We start from the raw sequence: 19,230 nt of genomic DNA, 5'->3' as shown, positions 1-19,230 counted from the left end.
CCAAAAAGTTTACCGTACATAATTGCCAATGAAGCTGCCGAACGGTTTAGCTTTTACGGGATGCGTTCAATTTTAGCCACGTTTTTGGTTATTCAGTTTTTTAACCCAACACTTCAGGCTGCTCTGCAGCCAGTTGCCGAAGCGAAAGCAAATGAAGCGACCCATTTTTTTGTGTCCCTGGCTTATGCAGTGCCATTTATCGGGGCCCTCGCTGCTGATTGGTTTTTTGGAAAACATAAGGTCATTTTATGGGTATCCATCCTGTGTTGTATAGGACACCTGATCTTGTCTATATTCGAAACCGATCTGGATTGGTTTAGGTTTGGGCTACTTTTAATTGCAATCGGTGCAGGAGGTATCAAGTCTTGTGTATCGGCAAATTTAGGAGATCAGTTTACCGCAAAAAACCAACACCTGCTGTCAAAAGTTTATGGCTGGTTTTATTTCAGTATTAATTCCGGTTCTGCCTTATCTACCTTGATGATTCCCTTGGTTTATACCAATTGGGGCCCCAATTGGGCCTTTGGAATTCCTGGGATACTAATGGCCATTTCCACCACCATATTCTACTTAGGCCGCCATACTTACGTACGAATACCCCCTACTGGGATGAAGAGGGATAATTTCTTGTTCATATCAATTTATGCACTGTTCAATTTTTATAAGAAGCAACCAAAACAGTCGCTGCTCGATGTAGCCAAAGAAAAGTTTCAACCGGAGAAAGTAGAGGATATTAAAGGTGCCTGGCGCGTGATTGGTGTTTTTAGCTTTATCCCAATTTTTTGGGCCATGTGGGATCAGAACCTTTCAGAATGGGTCTTACAGGCTGCAAAAATGGATCGGTACTTTTTCGGTTACGAGTTGTTACCACAACAAATTCAAACCGTTAACCCCTTTTTTCTGTTGTTGCTTATTCCTGTTTTTAATTATCTGGTCTATCCATTTTTCGAAAAAAGAGGGATTAAGACTACACCCTTACGTCGGATTGGCTGCGGTTTGGTGTTAATGGCATTGTGTTTCACGGTCATAGCTTTAATCCAAACCACAATTGACGGCGGTGGCAGACCTTCGATCTGGTGGCAGGTATTTGCTTATTTTATTTTAGCAGCTGCGGAAGTAATGGTTTCCATTACCTGTCTGGAATATGCCTACACACAAGCCCCGGCCTCGATGAAAAGTACAATGGGGGCAGTTTGGTTGCTGACGGTTGCAGCAGGCAATGTATTTACTGCATTGGTTAACCGCAGCATTGCACAAGGTGGCTTTTTTGCTTCTCTGCATGGTGCAACTTACTATTGGTTTTTCATTGCTTTGCTACTCTGCATCATCTTTGTTTTTTTTCTGGTTTCTCCACGAATTGCAGAAGTATAATTTACAACTATTTTTTTTTACGGATTCAGATCTACATTAAGCTGTTCATTTAAAGAAGAACTCGTTGCTACGAGTTTATTATCTACCCAGACACAGAGTTTACCTTGTTCACCGGGTTTATTGGCATCCCAGTCCTTTTTCCAGATGATATCAATATCATGATTGTGATAACGCAGGTTACCTAGATAAAAATAATCCCATTTATTTTTAGGCAGTAGCGGTTTTACAGAGAAACTATTTTCGTGTACCCCTTTGAAGCCTAAAAGATCTTCAATAATAATATCCGGGAATGTAGAATGGAAATAATCCGCTTCACCGCCAAATTCTTTTCCGGTGCTAGGAATATACCATTCACCTATATTTGGCTTATCACCGTGCATCTTAGCCAGTTTATAGACGTATTCATACAATAGTTCTTTCTCAGGTAGCGTACTAGATTTTTTATAGTTGCGAAGATAATTTGCATATCCCTTATAAACTATGGAATTCTCGAAAGGCCATCCGCGACCATTCCATGCATATGCCTGTTCATTATAATAAGGATGTTGCTGCTCTGCAGTTGTCATGCCCGAAGTATTAAAAAATCCTTTGCGTGAAGCGAGCATTTCCCATGCCTTACTATAATTCTTATAATCATTAACCGGTATCATATTAAAATACCAGGGAGTATAACCTACTGATTCCCGGACTCTGGCCTCAAAGTCACGGGCACCAAATATATTATCTCCTGCGCTGTAGGTGTTAAAAAACTGGTCGTCCTTATTCCAAAGTACATTTATTACTTGCTGTTGAACTTTGGTTGCCCTGGAAGCATAATAATCTGCTTTACTCTGCCCATTTTTATTGATGCCGGATGAATCATTTAACCGATATAAATCGGACAGTGCCCGTAAATTCCCGTAAGCATAACTATTGACCGATGGCCGTACCAGATAGAAATCAGGATACCCTTTGCGAAAAGCCTTTGGGTAATTTTTGGCCTGAATTGATTTTTCGGCATTACCTGTAGTTTCCCAGCCCAAATAATAATTGCGCCAGTTGTCCTTAGTGTACAAGCTATACGGACCGTCACTGTTGATCAGCCCGAGCACAGCCGAGAGGCTGAATTCCATCCCATCGTAAAGGTCTAATATTTTGTACATACCGGCTGTTTTTGAATCAGATGTTTTAACCGTAAACAGGCTGTCCCATACCTGTTGATGTTTTTCTAGGTAAGGCAGCATCTCATGAAGCCATTTCTTATCGGGGTGGATTTTTAAAAAGGCATCTATCCCATCAACCATCCAGCTCGAAAAATGATGACTCTCCGGTCTGCTCATATAGGTTAGAAAATTGCCGTTTTCCCTTTGATCTAAATGGGAAGCCGATCCACGCATGAAGTAATCTGCATATGATTTTAAAAACTTCTCATCCCGTAACCATCTTACATCATAAAACTGATGCCCGGCCGGACAGGTTATTGCTCCGCTTAAAGAGGCCCATGGTTTTACGCCAAAAAACTCTGTAACCACCCAATAGTCTTTGTTGTCCTGTGGGTCGTGATATGTTTTCAGGTGCTTACTAATCATCCACCAGCGGTAATTATACACTTTGTTTATTGTGCTGTCAGAACTGCTGAACAAAGGAATGTTTGACAAGAGAAAGCTCTTATTATTAGTTTTATTGAAAGGTCCGTCAGATTCCGGGCGATTGGGATAAGTGTTGAATTCATCCACTTGTGCTGAAAGCCTGTTCTCCGAGGTGGTCTTCATTCGCTTTAGTTCCTGATCATAAACCAATGATTTCTGTGTTGAGCACGATATGATCAGACAAGCAACAAGGATAACAGTAAAGCTTAATCTGTAAGCGGATAATATAGGGCTGAGATTGAACAGTTTATTCATATCTGACAAGATACAATTCCATAGGTATCAAAACGATTGAGAAGAAACGGCTTTTCGCTTGACAATAAACCTGTTACTTCCGGTATAATGGAGACCTTTTGATTAAGTATTCAAGCGGACTGCTGTAAGAACCATCTGTGTTTGTAAAGAAAGCTTTGTGACTTTGATTGTAAATACTGGCATTATTATCCATATAGATATGCAGACTTACACTTACTTCGTATCGCTGTTCTGCACTCGAGTAACTGGAATTTGAACCTGATACTCCCTTCACTTTACTATCACCATCTCTTTTTACTTTGGCGTCAGAACTACCGCTCGAATAACTCGTCTGGGCACCTTTTGTTTGTAAGACTGCACCATCAATTATATATTCTACGCCGAGGATATCACAGATCTCTTTCATGGTAAAACCCATTAATTTGTCTTTAGTTACTCCTGCCTGAGTTAACTTCGCATTGGTGGTCCTTGGATCCAATATAGTATAACCCGCAGAATGTTTTGCCAAAAAAGCAAAAGTATCTTCCTGCGCTTTGTAACCGACCTGATCTGCACCTGGCTGATTATCTATTAAATAGGTGAATGGCAAAATGGCAATTTTATTATGGTGATCTGCCGGGGTTGCAGACATGGCTACCTGGTCTGATTTGCGGCTCTCTGCAGGTGGATTTGCCTGGCCGAACACTTCAATTCTTCCGCTTGAATGCGTTATCTTTAAGATGTCGGATTTCTTGATAGTATACTCAAGCGTTTCGCCGGAATAAATAAAGGTAACATCGGAATCGGTTATTTTGGTAACCTTTCCTTTTAATTCTTCACCGCTGGTTTTTTGAATAACATCCTGATTAGATGCCAGTCGATTTTGTGCGAAAACGCTGAAGGATAATAATGTTGTGAAAATGAACAAGTATATTGTTTTCATAGTAGATTTATTAGGTAATCTAATATAACCATTTGTTATAAATTTACCTCACTAAAACCCGATAAATGCCGCTGATATGAGCATGATAAAAATGAATTCCCCTTTGTTATTTTTTATATACTTCCTGTACTGTATTCCGGGTTATGCACAGAATAATGATGGATTAAAAAAAGTGGAGGCGAAAGATAGCCTGCGGATGAATTTTGTTGAAAAGATGCAGGCCTTTGCCAAACAGTCTTCCAAGAAAAGTTCCGATGATTTTGAGGCCGATAAAGCGTCTGTTTTGCAGATCAAAACTTTCGACGAATTAAGCCGCACCATGCAGAAGGCTAATATTTACCTTAAAAGTAAGCTCGATACAACCGGAACTAAAACCGTTCTTAATGAGATTGATAAGTATTTAATTGTTGCCGGCGATGGTGTTTTTACGAACAAAGGTACAGCGCAGACTTTTCGAAATCTAACTGCGACATCGAAAATACTATCTCAATTGTTGGCAAAAGCAAATACTAGGAAGGCCGGTTTGGAGCTCAGACAGCAGGAAATAAATAATTTCCGCTATCAGCTTGATTCATTGTTAAGTGTTCCGGCATTATTTAAGTTTCCCACCGATTCCACTACTTTAATGAAATACCTGCAAAAAATACAGGTTATTGCTTATGAAACTAGTCCGGTCGATAGCGCCCTGAGGCAGGCTGGAAATAATATTCAGACTCTACTCAATAAAGTTAACCTGGCTGCTTTTAAGTTACAAAGTAGTCTGGAAGAAATTGAGCTGTATCAGAAAGATATGGCTGAAAATACTTTCAAGAGAGAATTTACTAATATATGGGACCCGGAAATTTTCTACCGCCCTTTTGGGGAGATACTGGATTTCTCTATTACTAAAGGATTACTAACCCTCAGTTTTTATGCAGAAAATAATGCTGGCAGACTCGTGGTACTTGTTTTACTGACGATAACCTCATTTGTCTATTTGCGCTCACTTAAGAGCATTTATGTGGAGGGTAAACTTCTGAAAAGTGATTTTGAAGGACAGTTGGTGATCCGGTATCCATTATTATCTGCAATATTGCTGGTCTTCAGCTTATTTCAATTCGTTTTTCTATCGCCACCCTTTATTTTAAACGTAATTCTCTGGTCGGTATCTGTAGTTTGTTTGAGCGTTATTTTTGCGGGCTATGTAAGTCAATACTGGATGCGTGTGTGGTTACTTATGGTAACCTTTTTTGTATTGGCTTGTCTGGGTAATCTGGTCTTACAGGCATCCAGAATGGAAAGATGGCTAATGCTTGTGCTTTCAATTTCAGGTGTAATCGGCGGTGTATTGATCTTACTGAAGGGGCATCGGGACGAATTGAGGGAAAAATGGATTATCTGGTCAATCGTGTTCATGGTATTTCTTGAATTAGCTTCTACAATAGCAAATATATTTGGCCGGTATAATTTTGGTAAGATGCTTGTTATAAGTGGTTTTCTGAATGTTGTGATTGCTATTCTTTTCCTATGGACGGTTCGTCTGATTAATGAGGGATTATTTTTGGCTTTTAATGTGTATTCAGGTACTGACCGGAAGCTCTTTTATCTCAATTTTGAAAAAGTAGGGAAGAAGGCACCAGCACCATTCTATATCTTGCTTATTGTAGGTTGGATAGTATTATTTGGACGTAATTTCCCCGTGTTTGACTATTTGTCTAAACCTCTTCTGCTCTTCTTTACCGACGAAAGAACTCTTGGCAGCTATACATTTACCATTAACAATATGCTTTTGTTTATTGTGATAATGGGTACCGCCGTTATCATATCCAGAGTAGTTTCTTTTTTTGCCACAGATAAACATATCAGGACAGGTAAAGATGGTAAGTATGAAAAACCTGGCATTGGCAGCTGGCTGTTACTAGTTCGTATTTCTATTCTGAGTACTGGTCTTTTTTTAGCGGTAGCGGCCTCAGGTATCCCTGTGGATAGAATTACTATCGTGCTGGGGGCTCTGGGAGTCGGTATCGGATTTGGATTACAAACGCTGGTTAATAATTTAGTCAGCGGGCTTATTATTGCATTTGAAAAACCAGTTAACGTAGGAGATATTGTCGATGTTGATGGTCAGGGAGGGCAAATGAAATCTATTGGATTTCGAAGCAGTGTAATTTCTACCTGGGATGGTGCTGATGTTATTATGCCCAATGGCGATTTGCTTAATGCACATCTGGTTAATTGGTCACTGGGTGGAAATCGTAAAAGGGTATCTATCCTTATAGGAATTGCATATGATTCAGACTTAGAAAAATGCCGGAAGATATTAACTGAGATTCTGGATAATGAGCCCCGCATCACCAAAAATCCAGGATCAGTGGTGCAATATGAACAATTTAATAACAGTTCAATTGATATGAAGATCTTTTTCTGGACTAAGCATATCGGCGATAATTCTGCCACAAAAAGCGACATGATCATCAAAATTATCGCAGCTTTTAAAATGAACAGTATTGAAATATCGGTTCCAAAGCAGGAGATTTATCTCCACCATAAACGTAGTCAGGGCGATAATCTCCCGGATTCGTAGTTTTTATTCTTAATGGATATTTTTCGTGCTGTCTTCCCAGGTATCAGTTTTAAAAGGTGATGCAGGCAAGTTTGCCTGATTATACAAGTTGCACTCAGGATTATTTGCCCAGCCATACCGAACTGCGAGCGGTTTAGGTACTTCAGTACTGCTCACAACAATCTGATTGCCGGTAATGGTTGCCTGTGCCCAGTGGAACACCTTATCGGCGCCTGCCACTGCGAAGCCATTTAATGGTTTACCATCATTTGCTTTTAAACCGCCTTCAATATGATCAAAATCCAGGGTAACTTTATCTTCCTCAATCTTATAAGATTTGAAAACAGGACCAGCGTATGCGATCTGCCTGCCATAAGTTTTAGCTAATGCAATTAAGGCAAGTCTGCGGCCAACTTCCTGTTTGTTTTTAGGGTGTATATCAGCTGCATCGCCGATGTCAATCGCGACTGCCATACCAGTGTTACTAATTTTTAACGCACCTAGCTGAGCATCCCGCAGTTCAGCCCATGCCGATGCTTTAGGCAAATCTTCATGTTGCATGTAGCCGGCAAGCTGGACAAAGTAAAATGGGAAATCACCGATATCCCAGGCTTTTCTCCAGTCCTGTATTAACTGCGGAAAGAGTGTGCGATATTGGTTCGCACGGTCCGCATTACTTTCTCCCTGATACCAGAGCGCTCCCTTAATGGTGAAATTCAAAAATGGATTTATCATCGCATTAAACAGTACTGTAGGTCGGTTTGGACCGTCGATAGGTGAGGGCATAGGCAGAATTTTTTTTAAGTCCAGGCCTATATTATATAACCAGTCGCCGTCCAGGGATATCTTTTCTCCGTTTGCAGATACAACAGAGATGATATTGCGGTCACCATAAATACCGCCGCCGCCTGCACTGTCAAAAACCCGGACAGCAATAGTGTTTTCACCAGGTTTCACCAGATCTGCGGGAATTGTATATACCCTTTTCTGGTCATATCCTTTGGTTTCACCTATTTTCGTCCCGTTAAAAAAGGTGACATCATTGTCATCTATCGTTCCTAGATTCAAAGTGATGGTTTTACCCTTCCAGGATTCCGGAATAGTAATTTTTTTACGGAAGTAGACTATACCGTCAAGATCAGGCAGTATAGATTGATCCCATAAAACCGGCAGGTTCATGCTTTTCCAGTCCGAATCATCTGTATCAGCATTAACCCATCGCAGTTTTCCCTGCTGATAACCATTGTCATTTTCTATAACGATTTTGTTCCAGCTGTTTAACTCCTGCTCGAATTCGGCCTGACTTCCTGTTTTAGCTATCTTTTCTACGGCGGCTGCAAAATCCGGACGTGTTTTAAGCGTCGAAGAACTCATCCATGCTTCGGCAATTGTTCCACCCCAGGATGTATGGATCAGTCCGATCGGGATACCTGTCTTCTGATAAACTTCTCTTGCAAAAAAATAGGCTACTGAAGAGAACTCCCCGATATTTTCAGGAGTACATACTGTCCAGCCTCCATTTGCTACTTTAGCGTCGGTTAAAGGGGTGTTGCTTGCAATATGATCAGCCTGCAGCAGGCGGATGTTTTTAAAATCAGCTTTACTGATTTCTTCTTTATAATTTGCGATTTTTCCCCAACCGGCAAGCGGCATTTCCATATTGGATTGACCGGAACACACCCAAACATCACCTAACATAATATTGGACAGCTTAACTGCAGTGCCATCCGATATTGTAATATTATAAGGTCCGCCATATTTCGGAGTAGGTATCTTTATTTTCCAATTTCCATTTTCATCCGCTTTTACAGTAAAGTTTTTCGGGTTCCAGGCGACATGAATATTAACAGTTTTTCCCGGACTTGCTTGACCCCAGAAGGCTGCATTTGTCTTTTGCTGAATAACCATATTATCACTGAAAACCGACGGTAATGTGACTTTTGCATTTACATTGCCGGCAGTAAAGACGATAGCGGTAATTGCTGCAATTCTGATGTACTTATGGTAATTTGATTTCATTGGAATAATAAAAAAAATGGATTAACCAGGTAGTTAAAAATCACATCTGACGATTTTCGTTCCTTAAGATACAACATTGACGCCATATTTGAGTACCCCGGATCCGATACCGTTATACCGCTGATGGAGGAACTGCGGCATAACGGTATTTTCATTTGTTTACAGGTTTATTTTGGTTTTCTATCAGACAACCTGACTAGTTCCCGATGCTGTAGTAACGATATAAGCATCCAGGTTTAGCTCAAATTCCTTTGAATAACTCGCTGTTATACTGGTAATCAGATCATCCACAGCTTCATTTTTTACAATGTTAATTGTGCAGCCTCCAAAACCTCCGCCCATCATTCTGGCACCAAGTACCGTATCCGTCTGTTTTACTTTTTCTACCAGAAAATCCAGTTCCTTACAGCTCACTTTATACTTATTGCTTAAGCCATCATGCGTCTCAAACATCAATTTTCCCAATGCGGCCAGGTTTCCGTCTTTAAGATATTCAGCTGCCTGAATCAAACGAATATTTTCACTGACAACAAATTTGCACTTCTCATATACATCTGCGTCCTTTTCTCTTATACATTGATCCAGCATTTCCAGATCGGCATCTCTTAAACTATTTACTTGCGGATGCTGCTCCTTAATCCATGCCACACCCTGCTCGCACTGTGCCCTTCTTTCATTATAAGCGCTGTCGGCCAATGAGTGCTTTACATTCGTGTTCAGTAAGACGAGCTTGTATCCGTCTAATTTCAATGGAACATAATGATACTCCAGCGACCTGCAGTCCAGTAATATAGCATGATCTTTTTTTCCGAAAACTGAAGCAAACTGATCCATAATTCCACAACTTACGCCGGCAAAAACATGTTCTGCTTTTTGTGCAATCAGTGCTGTGTCCAGTTTGCTGATGGATAAAGAAAAAAGTTGGTCGAGTGCATACGCTGTGGCACATTCGACCGCTGCAGAAGAGGACAGTCCCGCGCCCAAAGGAACGTCACCATCTATGTACAAGTTGAATCCACTGATTTGGTAACCTCTTTTCAGGAGCTGATCCGTCACTCCAAGAATATAGTTTGGCCAGCCTTTTTCTGTAACTTTCAGTTCGTGTAAATTTACTTGATGTGATTGTCCGTAATCTTTTGCAAAGAGATGAACTTCTTCGTCTTCTCTTTTGGACACACCAATGTAAATGGCCTTATCAATTGCGGCAGGCATGACAAATCCGTTGTTATAATCGGTATGTTCTCCGATAATATTTATTCGTCCCGGCGATTTAACCAGAAGAGGAGTAGCGTGATATAGTGCCTGGAATGATTTTTTCAGGTCCTCAACATCTACTTTTATTGTTGTCTGGATGGCGTTGGATAATGTCATGTTATGCTTTCTTTATTTTAAAATGTTCAGACTTCCACAACCGAAATAATTTCATCTCGTGTCAATTCCGGCAGGGTAAGATCATGTTTAGGACTAAAGCTTATAACTTTACATAATCCCCTTTCACCTTTTGCGACCAGCAGGTCATCTTCATTAAGATTGTCAATCTCTGTATCTTCAATCAATGCAGCAAAATCATTTTTGAAAACAAAACTCGCTTTGTAATCGGGGTTTATTTCTCCGTCAGCCCTGACATTTCCCGGGCACAGATAACACTTGGGGTCATACTCCGGGCGGTTATCGGGGCTTATATCTTCTATTTTACCTTGCCATGGTCTTTTGGTTCGGTGAGGAGACACCAGGATATGCTCCCCGGTAAGAATATTCAGACGGGTATGCGGGTTTGAGTTAAGATCAAAATTTTGGTTCATGACTATGGGTTATTAAATGGTTAGAAATCGGGGTCAAAATGTTTCCCTTTTGAAGGCAGGAAAATTAGCAATAATTTATTAATTGTAATAGTGACAATTAATAAATTATTATTTTGCCGATATTTGTATTCCCTACCATTTGTGACTATATGAAAGAATACGTTAACCAGCCCCATTATTTAGTAGCAGTAGATTGTATTGTTTTTGGATTTGACGACGGGCAGCTTAAGATCTTATTGGTAAAAAGAGGTCTGGAACCCGAAATTAACAAGTGGAGTCTGATGGGTGGGTTCGTAGGTGCTGAAGAGACGCCCGATGAAGCAGCGAACCGTGTACTGAAGAAATTGACAGGTTTGGAAGGCGTTTATCTGGAGCTCTTAAATATTTATGGAGAGCCGGACAGGGACCCGATCGAAAGAACTTTGTCGGTCGGCTACTTTGCATTGATAGATATTCATAAGTACGAAACCCAGCTGATCGATAATTACCATGCAGAATGGTTTCCGATAAACGAAATACCTAAGCTTATATTTGATCATAACAGGATGGTTGCTGAGGCGAGAAAGAAATTGAAATTCAAAGCATCTCTTCATCCTATACTTTTTGAGATGCTGCCGAAGAAATTTACGATTCCTCAGCTACAGACGCTGTTTGAGCAGGTGAATGATACAAAAATGGATACCGGTAATTTTAGCAGAAAGGTAACTTCCACAGGACTATTGATCAGGCTTGAAGAAAAAGATAAATCCAATTCTAAAAAAGGAGCTTATTATTTTAAACTGAATAAAAAATCTTACGCCGAATCATTTAATGATTTACTCTCTTTATAATTCGATTTCATCAGAAAAACAACCATTTAAACGGTAAATAAAGTTGTTTAAACGGTTGTTTTTTTAGTTTTTCCCGATTTCGACCTTCTTTTCAATCATCGAGTCTATCCAACCATTTTTTGAGCTGATAAAAATAGCCAGATAGAATAATAATATTCCAACAATTATAATAATCAGTTTATTACGGAATCGTTTATTAGCAAAAAGGCCGGCTGGTTTTTCTTCCATTTCTAAAGGTATAATTAATCACAAATTTAATGCAGAAGTTTGCCGGTAATGGAGCGGTAGCTGGCCATTTTATTGAAAAAATCTCCATATGCGGTGATCTGCTCACTCTCGGCCTGTTGTAACTGTGCCTGTGCATCCAGTAAGTCGGAAATACTGCTTAGGCCGCTGGAGTAATTATCTCTGGTGACAACAAGGTTCTCTGCAGCCTGGACGTAGTTTTCTTTAGCAAAACGAATTTGTTTTTGCGCATCTTCCAGATCATACCAAGACTTCAGTATGCCCACTTTCAACTGATCTTCTCCATCTTTGAACCTGTTGCCGGCAATTTTTTCTGAGATCGTTCTTTGTCTCAGTTTTTGTTTACCCGTACCCCACCAGTCAGATATCGGGACGTTTACTACACCAAAAGCTATCGGCATAAAGGTACTCCCCAAAGAATTACTGATACTTCCCACACGGCCGGCACTGAAGCCCAGAGAAACACTTGGAAGATAGTTAGCCCGGGTCATTTTTGTTTGCAGCTGCTCACTTTCCAATGATTTTTGCAATAACTGGTAGTCGTTATTTGCACTGAGGTCCAGATCAGGGGCCTGCGCGTCAATTGATGGTATTCTGGCTGTGTCCAGGCCGTCCCGCATGACTAATAAAGAATCAAATGGAATACCTATAAAGAAGCAGAAATCAAGGATAGCGACTTTTCGGCCATTATTCAGTTTGCTTTTCTCCAGCAGTAATTTACTACGTTGCACTTTCACCTTTAACAGATCATTTCTGGCGATTAAACCCGATGCCAGTAAGTCTTCCTGCTGTTTCAGTATTCCATTCAGATAAGTTTCATTGGCAGTCAGCGTCTTATGCTGCTCCTGTAATTTATTCAAGGTCCAGTATTTGTTCTCTGTCTGTAACAGCACAGAATCCCGCGACTGTTTCGCCCGGATTTTATTAACCTCAATCTGCATTGCAGCCAGCTCATTAGCTGTACGTATTTTTCCTCCTGCATATAGAACCTCGGTAGCAGTGACGCCAGCAAAATAGGCATTATTTACGCCTTCAGTTAATAATGGAGGCATAGCACTTATAAAATCCTTAAAGTTATACAAACCAATTCCGGTAGCGCTTACAGAAGGGAGGTAATTTGCAGCAGCTCCTTTTTTACCAGCTTCTGCGGACTGGATTCCGAGTTCACTGTTTTGGATAACCCGGCTATATTCCAATGCGGCTTTTTTACTTTCGTCCAGGCTGATGCTATGGTTTTGCTGTGCCATTGCATGTGCAGATAATAAGAAAAAGAAGCCAATATATATGAAACGTATTTCCATGATATTTATTTAATTTTTACAATTCTACTCCGTCAATTCTTTGCTGTGCTGTTGTAGGTTCGCTTCCTTCTGGATATTCGTCTTCCTTTTTGAACATGAGCCAATAAAGAACGGGAAGTACAAATAGCGTAAGGAGCATGGAAACCATTAGTCCAAAGCAAATTACAGTTCCAAGCGGGCCCCATAAAGAAGACCGGCTTACAATCATAGGGATAACGCCGACTGCTGCTGCGGAAGAAGTTAGGAAAATAGGACGCATTCTCCTTTCTGCAGCAGTAATTGCTGCCTGACGTACTGATATTTTTTCTTGCTGCCTGAGTTCGTCAGCAAAGTCTATCAGGATAATACCATTTCTCACCACGATGCCGCATAAAGCAAGCAGGCCGATGAAAGAAGTAAAACCAAAAGGATACTGCAGCAGATGCAATCCTAATGCAGCGCCGAAAATACTGAGTGGCATGGTGATGATACTCAATAAAGCATGTTTGATACTTTTAAAATGCCAGATCAGAATTAAGGTAAGCAGGATTATACTCAGGAGTAATGATAATCCCATCGGACCCATATTTTCGTCGGTCATTTGTTTATCTCCGCCATACTCAATATACAGGCCCTCAGGAAGAGGTAACTTATCTACCGAAGGACTAATTTTTGCCAGTACATTTGCAGCAACAGCATCCTTATCAATATCGACCTTGACAGTGAGGGTACGTACTCCATTCCTTCTAACCAGCTGTCCTTCATTCCATTCAGGTGTAATGTCTGCCACTTGTCTGAGCGGAATAGCGGCGCCGGTTACACGTGAAATTACCGATAGATCTCTTAGATCTGCATAGGAAAGTTTATGGCTGTTTTGTTCTTTAATTTTAACGTTAAGACCATATTTACCTTCCCAGACCTGGGTCGCCTGCAGACCTTCCATATTCATAGCAATAGTATTGGCAATATCTGATTTGCTCAGACCCAGGCGCGCCGCTTCATCTTGTTTAATCTCTACATGAATTCCCTCCAATGGCTGCTGATAATCGGTCCTTGTCCAGATAACTTCATCTGTTTTGCGGGCAATTCCGGCAACCTGGTTGCCAACTTCTTTCAGCTGTGCGATATTATTTCCTGAAATCCTGACTTCGATAGGAGCTTGGGAGTCGGTCATGACCAGCTGTTTCATCCGTACATAGGCAGAAGGAAACAAATCACTGTATTTCTGCTGGTACTCTTTAAGTATTTCCTCGGTAGTCTTTTCTGTAGTCGTATTAATCAGAATCTGCGCGTAATTTTTTTCTGGCAGATTAGGTGCATACAAACTATGGAATCTCGGAGAACCAGAACCAATAAAGCTGGTATAGTTGACTACCCTTTTGTCCTTTGCCATGATTTTCTCCATGGCTCTTACTACACTGTCGGTCTGTTCTAAACGATACCCTTGTGGCAGGTAAATTTCCATTGCGAACTGATTACGTTCCACCTTAGGGAAAAGTTGCTGCGGAAGCAGGGCCATCAGGAAGATACCGGCGCCAACAGCCAGTACGCCAAAAAGAACAGTAAGTTTCCAGTTGGTAATTGCATTTCCGATGTGATTATTAAAGAATTTCTGTAAACGGTCCAGCATGGAAGGACCCTTAGATTCACTTTTGTTTTCCAGTTCATGTAAACCCTTCTTGATGAAGATGGTATTGAAGTAAGGAACCAACAACATAGATATCAATAATGAAATTGTCAGCGCAATGATAATGGTAATCGGAAAATCACCGACGAAATCTGCGGCAATACCATTCATAAAGAAGATCAGCGGAGCAAAGGTTGCCGATATCGCCAGTGTGGCTGTAAAAACAGAAGGGAAGAGCTCTTTAGCACTATTCCGGGCAGCATCCCAGACGCTCAGCCCATGATCCAGTTTTTCGACGTGATTATCAATTACGACAATGGGATCGTCCACTACAATTCCAAGCACGATAACCAGTGCTGCGAGGGTTACTGTATTTAGTTCTATACCAGCCAGGTACATAATAGCCAATGTAGATGCGATGGTAATGGGGATAGTTGCAGCTGCAACCGAAGCTATCCGGAAAGGTAATAACAGGATAGTGATTACAATTACGCCGATGAGAGCGAATCCAAATTCCTTCATAAAATGACTGATGGATTCGTTGACCACATCAGGCTGATTGGCCAGTTTAGTAACTTTAATATCTGAAGGCAGGGCGCTGATTATTTTATCGAGACGTTCATCGACATCATGTCCAAAATGTACTATGTTTTTGCCACTGGCCATTTCCAGCGAAATAATAATACTTTTAGTACCATTGGTAGTTACGTAAGAATCCGGGTCGTCATATTCTTTTTTAATAGTTGCCACATCACGCAGTCTCACTACGTTTCCCTGATTATCATTTTTGATAATCTGTCTTGCCAGGTCGCTTTCGGAATTAAAGAAAGTCGAGAGATGAATCGGGCGGTCTGTAATCTGCCCGTCCAGGGTGCCGGCCGGGCTGATAGCGCCTGTGTTCTGTAATACCTGCATGATACTTCCTGAAGACAATCCGTAATGTGCCAGCTTGTTGTTGTCTACATAAACGCCTATTTGTTCAGACAGGTTTCCGCTATGGTTTATTTTGGCCACGTTTTCAATCCTTCTCAGGTCGTCTTCGATTTCTTCTACATGCTTCTGAAGATCCTTGTAGGGTCTGGTCGCAGATTCCACGGAGAGCAGGATAGCAGAAGTACTGCCGAAATCACTATTCACCAGAATACCCTTTACTTCCTTTGGCAAGGAGGTTGCCTGGAGAATCAGTACACCATTTTTGAGTTTATTCCAAAATGATTTAGTATCACTGTCTTTAACCCGGGAGCTAATTTCCACGAAAATGTACATCATTCCATCTTTTGAGTAGGAATAAGTTTTAGTTTTATCTACCTCATTAAAGCCGAAGAGATATTCTTCGACTTTTGTCGTGAGTTGTTCTTCTACCTGTTTAGAGGATGCCCCTGGATAAACGCCTATCACCAGTCCCTGACGAACTGTAAATTCAGGAAACTCATTTCTCGGCATATTGAAAAGAGCGTAGAAACCAAAAACTACCAATACAAAGGCAATAGATAGAGGCACAGCTTTGTGATCCATTGCCCATTCTATTAAATTCTTCTTTTGCTTCATTCTGTTCTGTTAAATTTTGAGCATAAAGCCCGGCGGTAAGCTGGGTTCATCTATTATTATTTCACAATTTCAATAAGCATGCTGTCCAGCAATTTATGATAGCCGCTGACAATAAGCTTTTCCTGAGGCTTCAGGCCGCTTTTGATACCAATTCCATTATCGTACAAAGGTCCGGTTTCTACTATTTTTCTAAGGGCTCTTTTTCCATCGGCAGATATCACAAAAACAAAGTGTTGCCCGTGCTCGTCAACTTGTAAAGATTGCAGCGGGACGGCGGTCAAAATTCTGGCAGAGCTATCTGCTCCTTTTCCAGGTTCCGATTTTTTATTAAAGGCGATATTGGCGACCATTCCAGGCTTCAACCGGTTCTGGGAGTTTTTTAAAGCAACTTTGGCCGAATAGGCGGGTGAACCCTGTGCAGAACTGATACCGATTTCATCTATTGTGCCGGCGTAATTTTCTGATCCAAGTGAGGGTACAGTTATGTTAACCCTGTCACCTTTTTTGATGCGATCAATTTCTACATCGGGCACAGGTACGTTTACTTTAACTGTAGAAATATCCAGTAGCTGAACTACCGGTGCGCCTGGACCTGTAGTATTACCAGCCTCCATTAATTTTGCGCCAATGTATCCGCTTTCCGGAGCATAAATGCTGGTGTAAGAAAGACTTTCTCTGGCGGCCCTTACAGCCGCCTGGGCCTGCTCATACTGCGAGCGTGCTTCCAGCATTTTGATTTCAGCAATACTGCCTTTCTGGAATACCTGATTTATCCTTTCATAATTTTCTTTTGCTAATGTGGCTTGTGCCTGCTGGCCCTGATATTGATTTCTGTAAATCGTTTCGTCAATCTGAGCAATAAGCTGACCTTTACGGACATACTGGCCAACCTCTACCGGTATTTTTGTGATGGTGCCCGATACCTGAAAACTCAGGTTAATAGTTTTATTAGCTGTGACTGAGCCACTGTAGCCAATAGCTTTTGTGCTGTCCGATCCCTCACCCAGGTTAATAACTTTTACTTTCACCGGGATCTCATTTAGCGGTTTTTCTTTTTTGTCGCCTTGACAAGCATAAAAAAAGACTGCAAGCAGGAGCAGTAAACTGACTTTGTGTTTTCGTTGGCTTGTTTTCATGCACATTGAAATTTAATTGTTGACAAAATTGACCTTTATGTCGATGATTAGATAAAAAAATATTATTGCAGACCTTTCACTAAAATATTAATCAGCCAGAAAGAACGGTTTGTTGCATCTTCTATCTTTTCGAAAAGAATAAGTTCTTTCTCCAGACTTCCTATAGCAGTAACTATAGCCAAAGCCAAATAGTCGATGTCGTTGTCATCCATTTTCTTAATTTCCCCATTTCTTACACCCGATCTCAACAAATGTTTAAATACGTTAATTTCAAGGGAAGCCATCTGGCTTTGAAGTTTATATAACAAGATATGATTTCCCTTTAAATCCCGGAGAATAGAAGTGTATTTTTTAGTTAATAATTTTAAGCCGTCAATTTTCGTTTCACTATATTTCTTGAGGTTTTCTTCAAAACTAAGCTGCGCAGAAATTTTTGACTTGGCTTGATGATGAATGATTAAAAATTCGTCAATCGCCATAGCCTCGAAGATTTCTTGTTTATTCTTGAAATAGTGATATAGAGAACTCCTCCCTTTCAATGCGGCTTTGGCGATATCATCCATAGTTACTTTATTGTAACCATCCTTTTTGAAAATGCTTTTAGACGCTTCAACAATATCTCTTCTGATATCTTCTTTTTCGTTTTCCACTCGACAAATGTATGGTTTTTGTCGAAAAACAGAAAATTAGATTTAATCTGCGTTGAATTTATACGCCAGGTCATTGCCATTGACGGCAAACTGTGAAAAGAAAATGTGTAGATATTATATACCTGTTTCCCGTTATAGTATGGAAATACTATAGCGGGAAACAGGTTAATATTATTTGGAAATCAACTCAGGTTTTAAAGATACCTTAGATTGCTGATAGGGCGTATAGTATTGCAGATAAAACTGCTTCTTGAAATCTTTGTAAGAACTGACTGCCCCGATTTTATGAAGGAATTTAATATAATACCAGGCCAGGTCTATCTGATGTGGTTTAAAACCACTTCTTGCACTTTTAGGGAACAGATGATGATTGTTGTGCCATTCGCCAGCTACAATACCTGGCCATAACTGATTGATAGAATTGTCATTTTCGGAAAAATCAGTACCTGCTTTTTGCTTGCTTTCACCTTTAGCATGACCTTCGTAATTAAAAGTTCTTACGCCGACAGCCCAAAAACCCGCTGCGCCGAATAGACTGCAGGCGAGTGCATGCCCACCAATCAGAAAGAATACACCATACCAAAATGCCCAGTTCAGTAACCAGGACGTTGTGGCAGCTACAGGATTTACATAAGATCCCCAACGCAGGTACTGCTGGTAAGTATTTGCTGTTACACCCGTGTGTTTCATTAGGGCTACAACTCGTTTAAAATCTGATTCATTCAGATCTTTAGCAATGGGCTGGTGATTTACATCGGCAAGAAAGCAGTAAAGGAAACCTCCGTAAGCATTATAAGGGTCACCCGGTTGATCAGATTTTGCATGATGGACGTGGTGTGAGATCACATATATTTCTTCAGGAATTACGTTGATAGTCAAATTCTGCGTAATAAAACGCCAAACCGGATTTCTGAATGTATAAGCCCCGTGTGTACAATAACGATGGTGCCAGATTGTACCATGTGTTCCCATTACTATCATGCTGTATACAAAAGCAGCTAATAAGGTCCACCAGCTCAAAAAGTAAATAACGAAAATAAAAAAGAATGGTATCAGGCACAAAACTTTCAACCAGCTGAAAAACGGCAACCAGTTTTTACGGTCTTTAAAAATATTCAGTCTGGAAAAGAATTCTTTAAAAATTGCGCCTGGCCCTGGTTTAATCAGATTTCCACTCTCATCCTGCCAGCCGTAGGCAGGTCTTTGTAATACATAATCAAGAAAAGGCATGTGTTTTTAGTGTTAAATGTTTGAACGGGAAATTGATTTTAATAAGAATACTGTTTCCGGTTCTGCTTCTGAAAACTAACAAATATATAGATTTAATTGACATGCTTTATTTTTATTAATTCTAAATTGATTCAGTTTTAAGAT

Annotated in this window: 14 protein-coding genes; 3 read left to right on the top strand and 11 right to left on the bottom strand. The window is 40.5% G+C overall.

The features are described from left to right. The first annotated feature begins 60 nt into the window (after nucleotides 1-60). Complete coding sequence (locus BM192_RS08105) at nucleotides 61-1,371, top strand: POT-type proton-dependent oligopeptide transporter (protein ID WP_081857555.1); 1,311 nt, start codon at nucleotides 61-63, stop codon at nucleotides 1,369-1,371. 17 nt (nucleotides 1,372-1,388) lie between these two features. Here the strand turns inward: BM192_RS08105 and BM192_RS08100 are convergent, their stop codons facing one another. Continuing rightward, complete coding sequence (locus BM192_RS08100) at nucleotides 1,389-3,254, bottom strand: MGH1-like glycoside hydrolase domain-containing protein (RefSeq protein ID WP_051760180.1); 1,866 nt, start codon at nucleotides 3,252-3,254, stop codon at nucleotides 1,389-1,391. 73 nt (nucleotides 3,255-3,327) lie between these two features. Continuing rightward, nucleotides 3,328-4,176, bottom strand: a complete 849-nt coding sequence (locus BM192_RS08095) for a hypothetical protein (RefSeq protein WP_037443668.1) — start codon at nucleotides 4,174-4,176, stop codon at nucleotides 3,328-3,330. A gap of 76 nt (nucleotides 4,177-4,252) precedes the next feature. Here BM192_RS08095 and BM192_RS08090 point away from each other — a divergent pair, with 76 nt between their 5' ends. Then, nucleotides 4,253-6,739 (top strand): mechanosensitive ion channel domain-containing protein, encoded by a 2,487-nt coding sequence (locus tag BM192_RS08090; protein WP_234797529.1) that lies wholly within the window; start codon nucleotides 4,253-4,255, stop codon nucleotides 6,737-6,739. 9 nt (nucleotides 6,740-6,748) lie between these two features. Here the strand turns inward: BM192_RS08090 and BM192_RS08085 are convergent, their stop codons facing one another. From BM192_RS08085 to galT, 3 genes are all read right to left on the bottom strand, one after another. Then, entirely contained in the window at nucleotides 6,749-8,737 is a 1,989-nt protein-coding gene (locus tag BM192_RS08085; RefSeq protein WP_037443841.1) for a sialate O-acetylesterase, read from the bottom strand. Between the two features lie 183 nt (nucleotides 8,738-8,920). Next, a complete protein-coding gene (locus tag BM192_RS08080) occupies nucleotides 8,921-10,108 on the bottom strand; it encodes a galactokinase (RefSeq protein WP_051760179.1) in 1,188 nt (395 codons plus the stop codon). A 26-nt stretch (nucleotides 10,109-10,134) separates the two neighbouring features. Next, entirely contained in the window at nucleotides 10,135-10,539 is a 405-nt protein-coding gene (gene galT / locus BM192_RS08075; protein ID WP_037443836.1) for a galactose-1-phosphate uridylyltransferase, read from the bottom strand. Nucleotides 10,540-10,688: 149 nt separating this feature from the next. Here galT and BM192_RS08070 point away from each other — a divergent pair, with 149 nt between their 5' ends. Beyond that, nucleotides 10,689-11,369 carry an NUDIX hydrolase gene (locus BM192_RS08070; protein WP_037443666.1) on the top strand — a complete coding sequence of 227 codons (681 nt, stop codon included), beginning with the start codon at nucleotides 10,689-10,691 and terminating at the stop codon, nucleotides 11,367-11,369. Between the two features lie 63 nt (nucleotides 11,370-11,432). On the opposite strand, the gene BM192_RS20920 is transcribed toward BM192_RS08070, so the two are convergent. The 6 genes from BM192_RS20920 to BM192_RS08045 all read right to left on the bottom strand — a co-directional run bounded on the left by BM192_RS20920 (nucleotide 11,433) and on the right by BM192_RS08045 (nucleotide 19,086). Beyond that, on the bottom strand, nucleotides 11,433-11,597 hold the full coding sequence (locus tag BM192_RS20920; RefSeq protein WP_157282921.1) for a hypothetical protein: 165 nt from the start codon (nucleotides 11,595-11,597) through the stop codon (nucleotides 11,433-11,435). A gap of 26 nt (nucleotides 11,598-11,623) precedes the next feature. Continuing rightward, nucleotides 11,624-12,916, bottom strand: a complete 1,293-nt coding sequence (locus BM192_RS08065) for a TolC family protein (RefSeq protein WP_212611582.1) — start codon at nucleotides 12,914-12,916, stop codon at nucleotides 11,624-11,626. Between the two features lie 16 nt (nucleotides 12,917-12,932). Beyond that, a complete protein-coding gene (locus tag BM192_RS08060; protein ID WP_037443664.1) occupies nucleotides 12,933-16,070 on the bottom strand; it encodes an efflux RND transporter permease subunit in 3,138 nt (1,045 codons plus the stop codon). Nucleotides 16,071-16,126: 56 nt separating this feature from the next. Continuing rightward, nucleotides 16,127-17,206, bottom strand: coding sequence for an efflux RND transporter periplasmic adaptor subunit (locus BM192_RS08055; protein ID WP_037443661.1), 1,080 nt, complete (start codon nucleotides 17,204-17,206; stop codon nucleotides 16,127-16,129). Nucleotides 17,207-17,268: 62 nt separating this feature from the next. Next, a complete protein-coding gene (locus BM192_RS08050) occupies nucleotides 17,269-17,856 on the bottom strand; it encodes a TetR/AcrR family transcriptional regulator (protein ID WP_037443659.1) in 588 nt (195 codons plus the stop codon). Nucleotides 17,857-18,027: 171 nt separating this feature from the next. Further along, complete coding sequence (locus BM192_RS08045) at nucleotides 18,028-19,086, bottom strand: fatty acid desaturase (RefSeq protein ID WP_037443655.1); 1,059 nt, start codon at nucleotides 19,084-19,086, stop codon at nucleotides 18,028-18,030. Between the last annotated feature and the right edge of the window lie 144 nt (nucleotides 19,087-19,230).

Origin of the sequence: Pedobacter antarcticus (assembly GCF_900112985.1) — a bacterium.
Taxonomy (GTDB): Bacteria; Bacteroidota; Bacteroidia; order Sphingobacteriales; family Sphingobacteriaceae; genus Pedobacter; species Pedobacter antarcticus.
The sequence above is the reverse complement of the archived record's forward strand: the minus strand, read 5'-3'. Positions and strand labels throughout refer to the sequence as shown.

Bases quoted from the DNA above. Each gene is read 5' to 3' on its own strand.
- BM192_RS08085 (WP_037443841.1), bottom strand. From the start codon at position 8,737: ATGAAATCAAATTACCATAAGTACATCAGAATTGCAGCAATTACCGCT.
- galT (WP_037443836.1), bottom strand. From the start codon at position 10,539: ATGAACCAAAATTTTGATCTTAACTCAAACCCGCATACCCGTCTGAAT.
- BM192_RS20920 (WP_157282921.1), bottom strand. From the start codon at position 11,597: ATGGAAGAAAAACCAGCCGGCCTTTTTGCTAATAAACGATTCCGTAAT.
- BM192_RS08060 (WP_037443664.1), bottom strand. From the start codon at position 16,070: ATGAAGCAAAAGAAGAATTTAATAGAATGGGCAATGGATCACAAAGCT.
- BM192_RS08090 (WP_234797529.1), top strand. From the start codon at position 4,253: ATGAGCATGATAAAAATGAATTCCCCTTTGTTATTTTTTATATACTTC.
- BM192_RS08070 (WP_037443666.1), top strand. From the start codon at position 10,689: ATGAAAGAATACGTTAACCAGCCCCATTATTTAGTAGCAGTAGATTGT.
- BM192_RS08055 (WP_037443661.1), bottom strand. From the start codon at position 17,206: ATGAAAACAAGCCAACGAAAACACAAAGTCAGTTTACTGCTCCTGCTT.
- BM192_RS08080 (WP_051760179.1), bottom strand. From the start codon at position 10,108: ATGACATTATCCAACGCCATCCAGACAACAATAAAAGTAGATGTTGAG.
- BM192_RS08095 (WP_037443668.1), bottom strand. From the start codon at position 4,176: ATGAAAACAATATACTTGTTCATTTTCACAACATTATTATCCTTCAGC.
- BM192_RS08065 (WP_212611582.1), bottom strand. From the start codon at position 12,916: ATGGAAATACGTTTCATATATATTGGCTTCTTTTTCTTATTATCTGCA.
- BM192_RS08105 (WP_081857555.1), top strand. From the start codon at position 61: ATGCGTTCAATTTTAGCCACGTTTTTGGTTATTCAGTTTTTTAACCCA.
- BM192_RS08100 (WP_051760180.1), bottom strand. From the start codon at position 3,254: ATGAATAAACTGTTCAATCTCAGCCCTATATTATCCGCTTACAGATTA.
- BM192_RS08045 (WP_037443655.1), bottom strand. From the start codon at position 19,086: ATGCCTTTTCTTGATTATGTATTACAAAGACCTGCCTACGGCTGGCAG.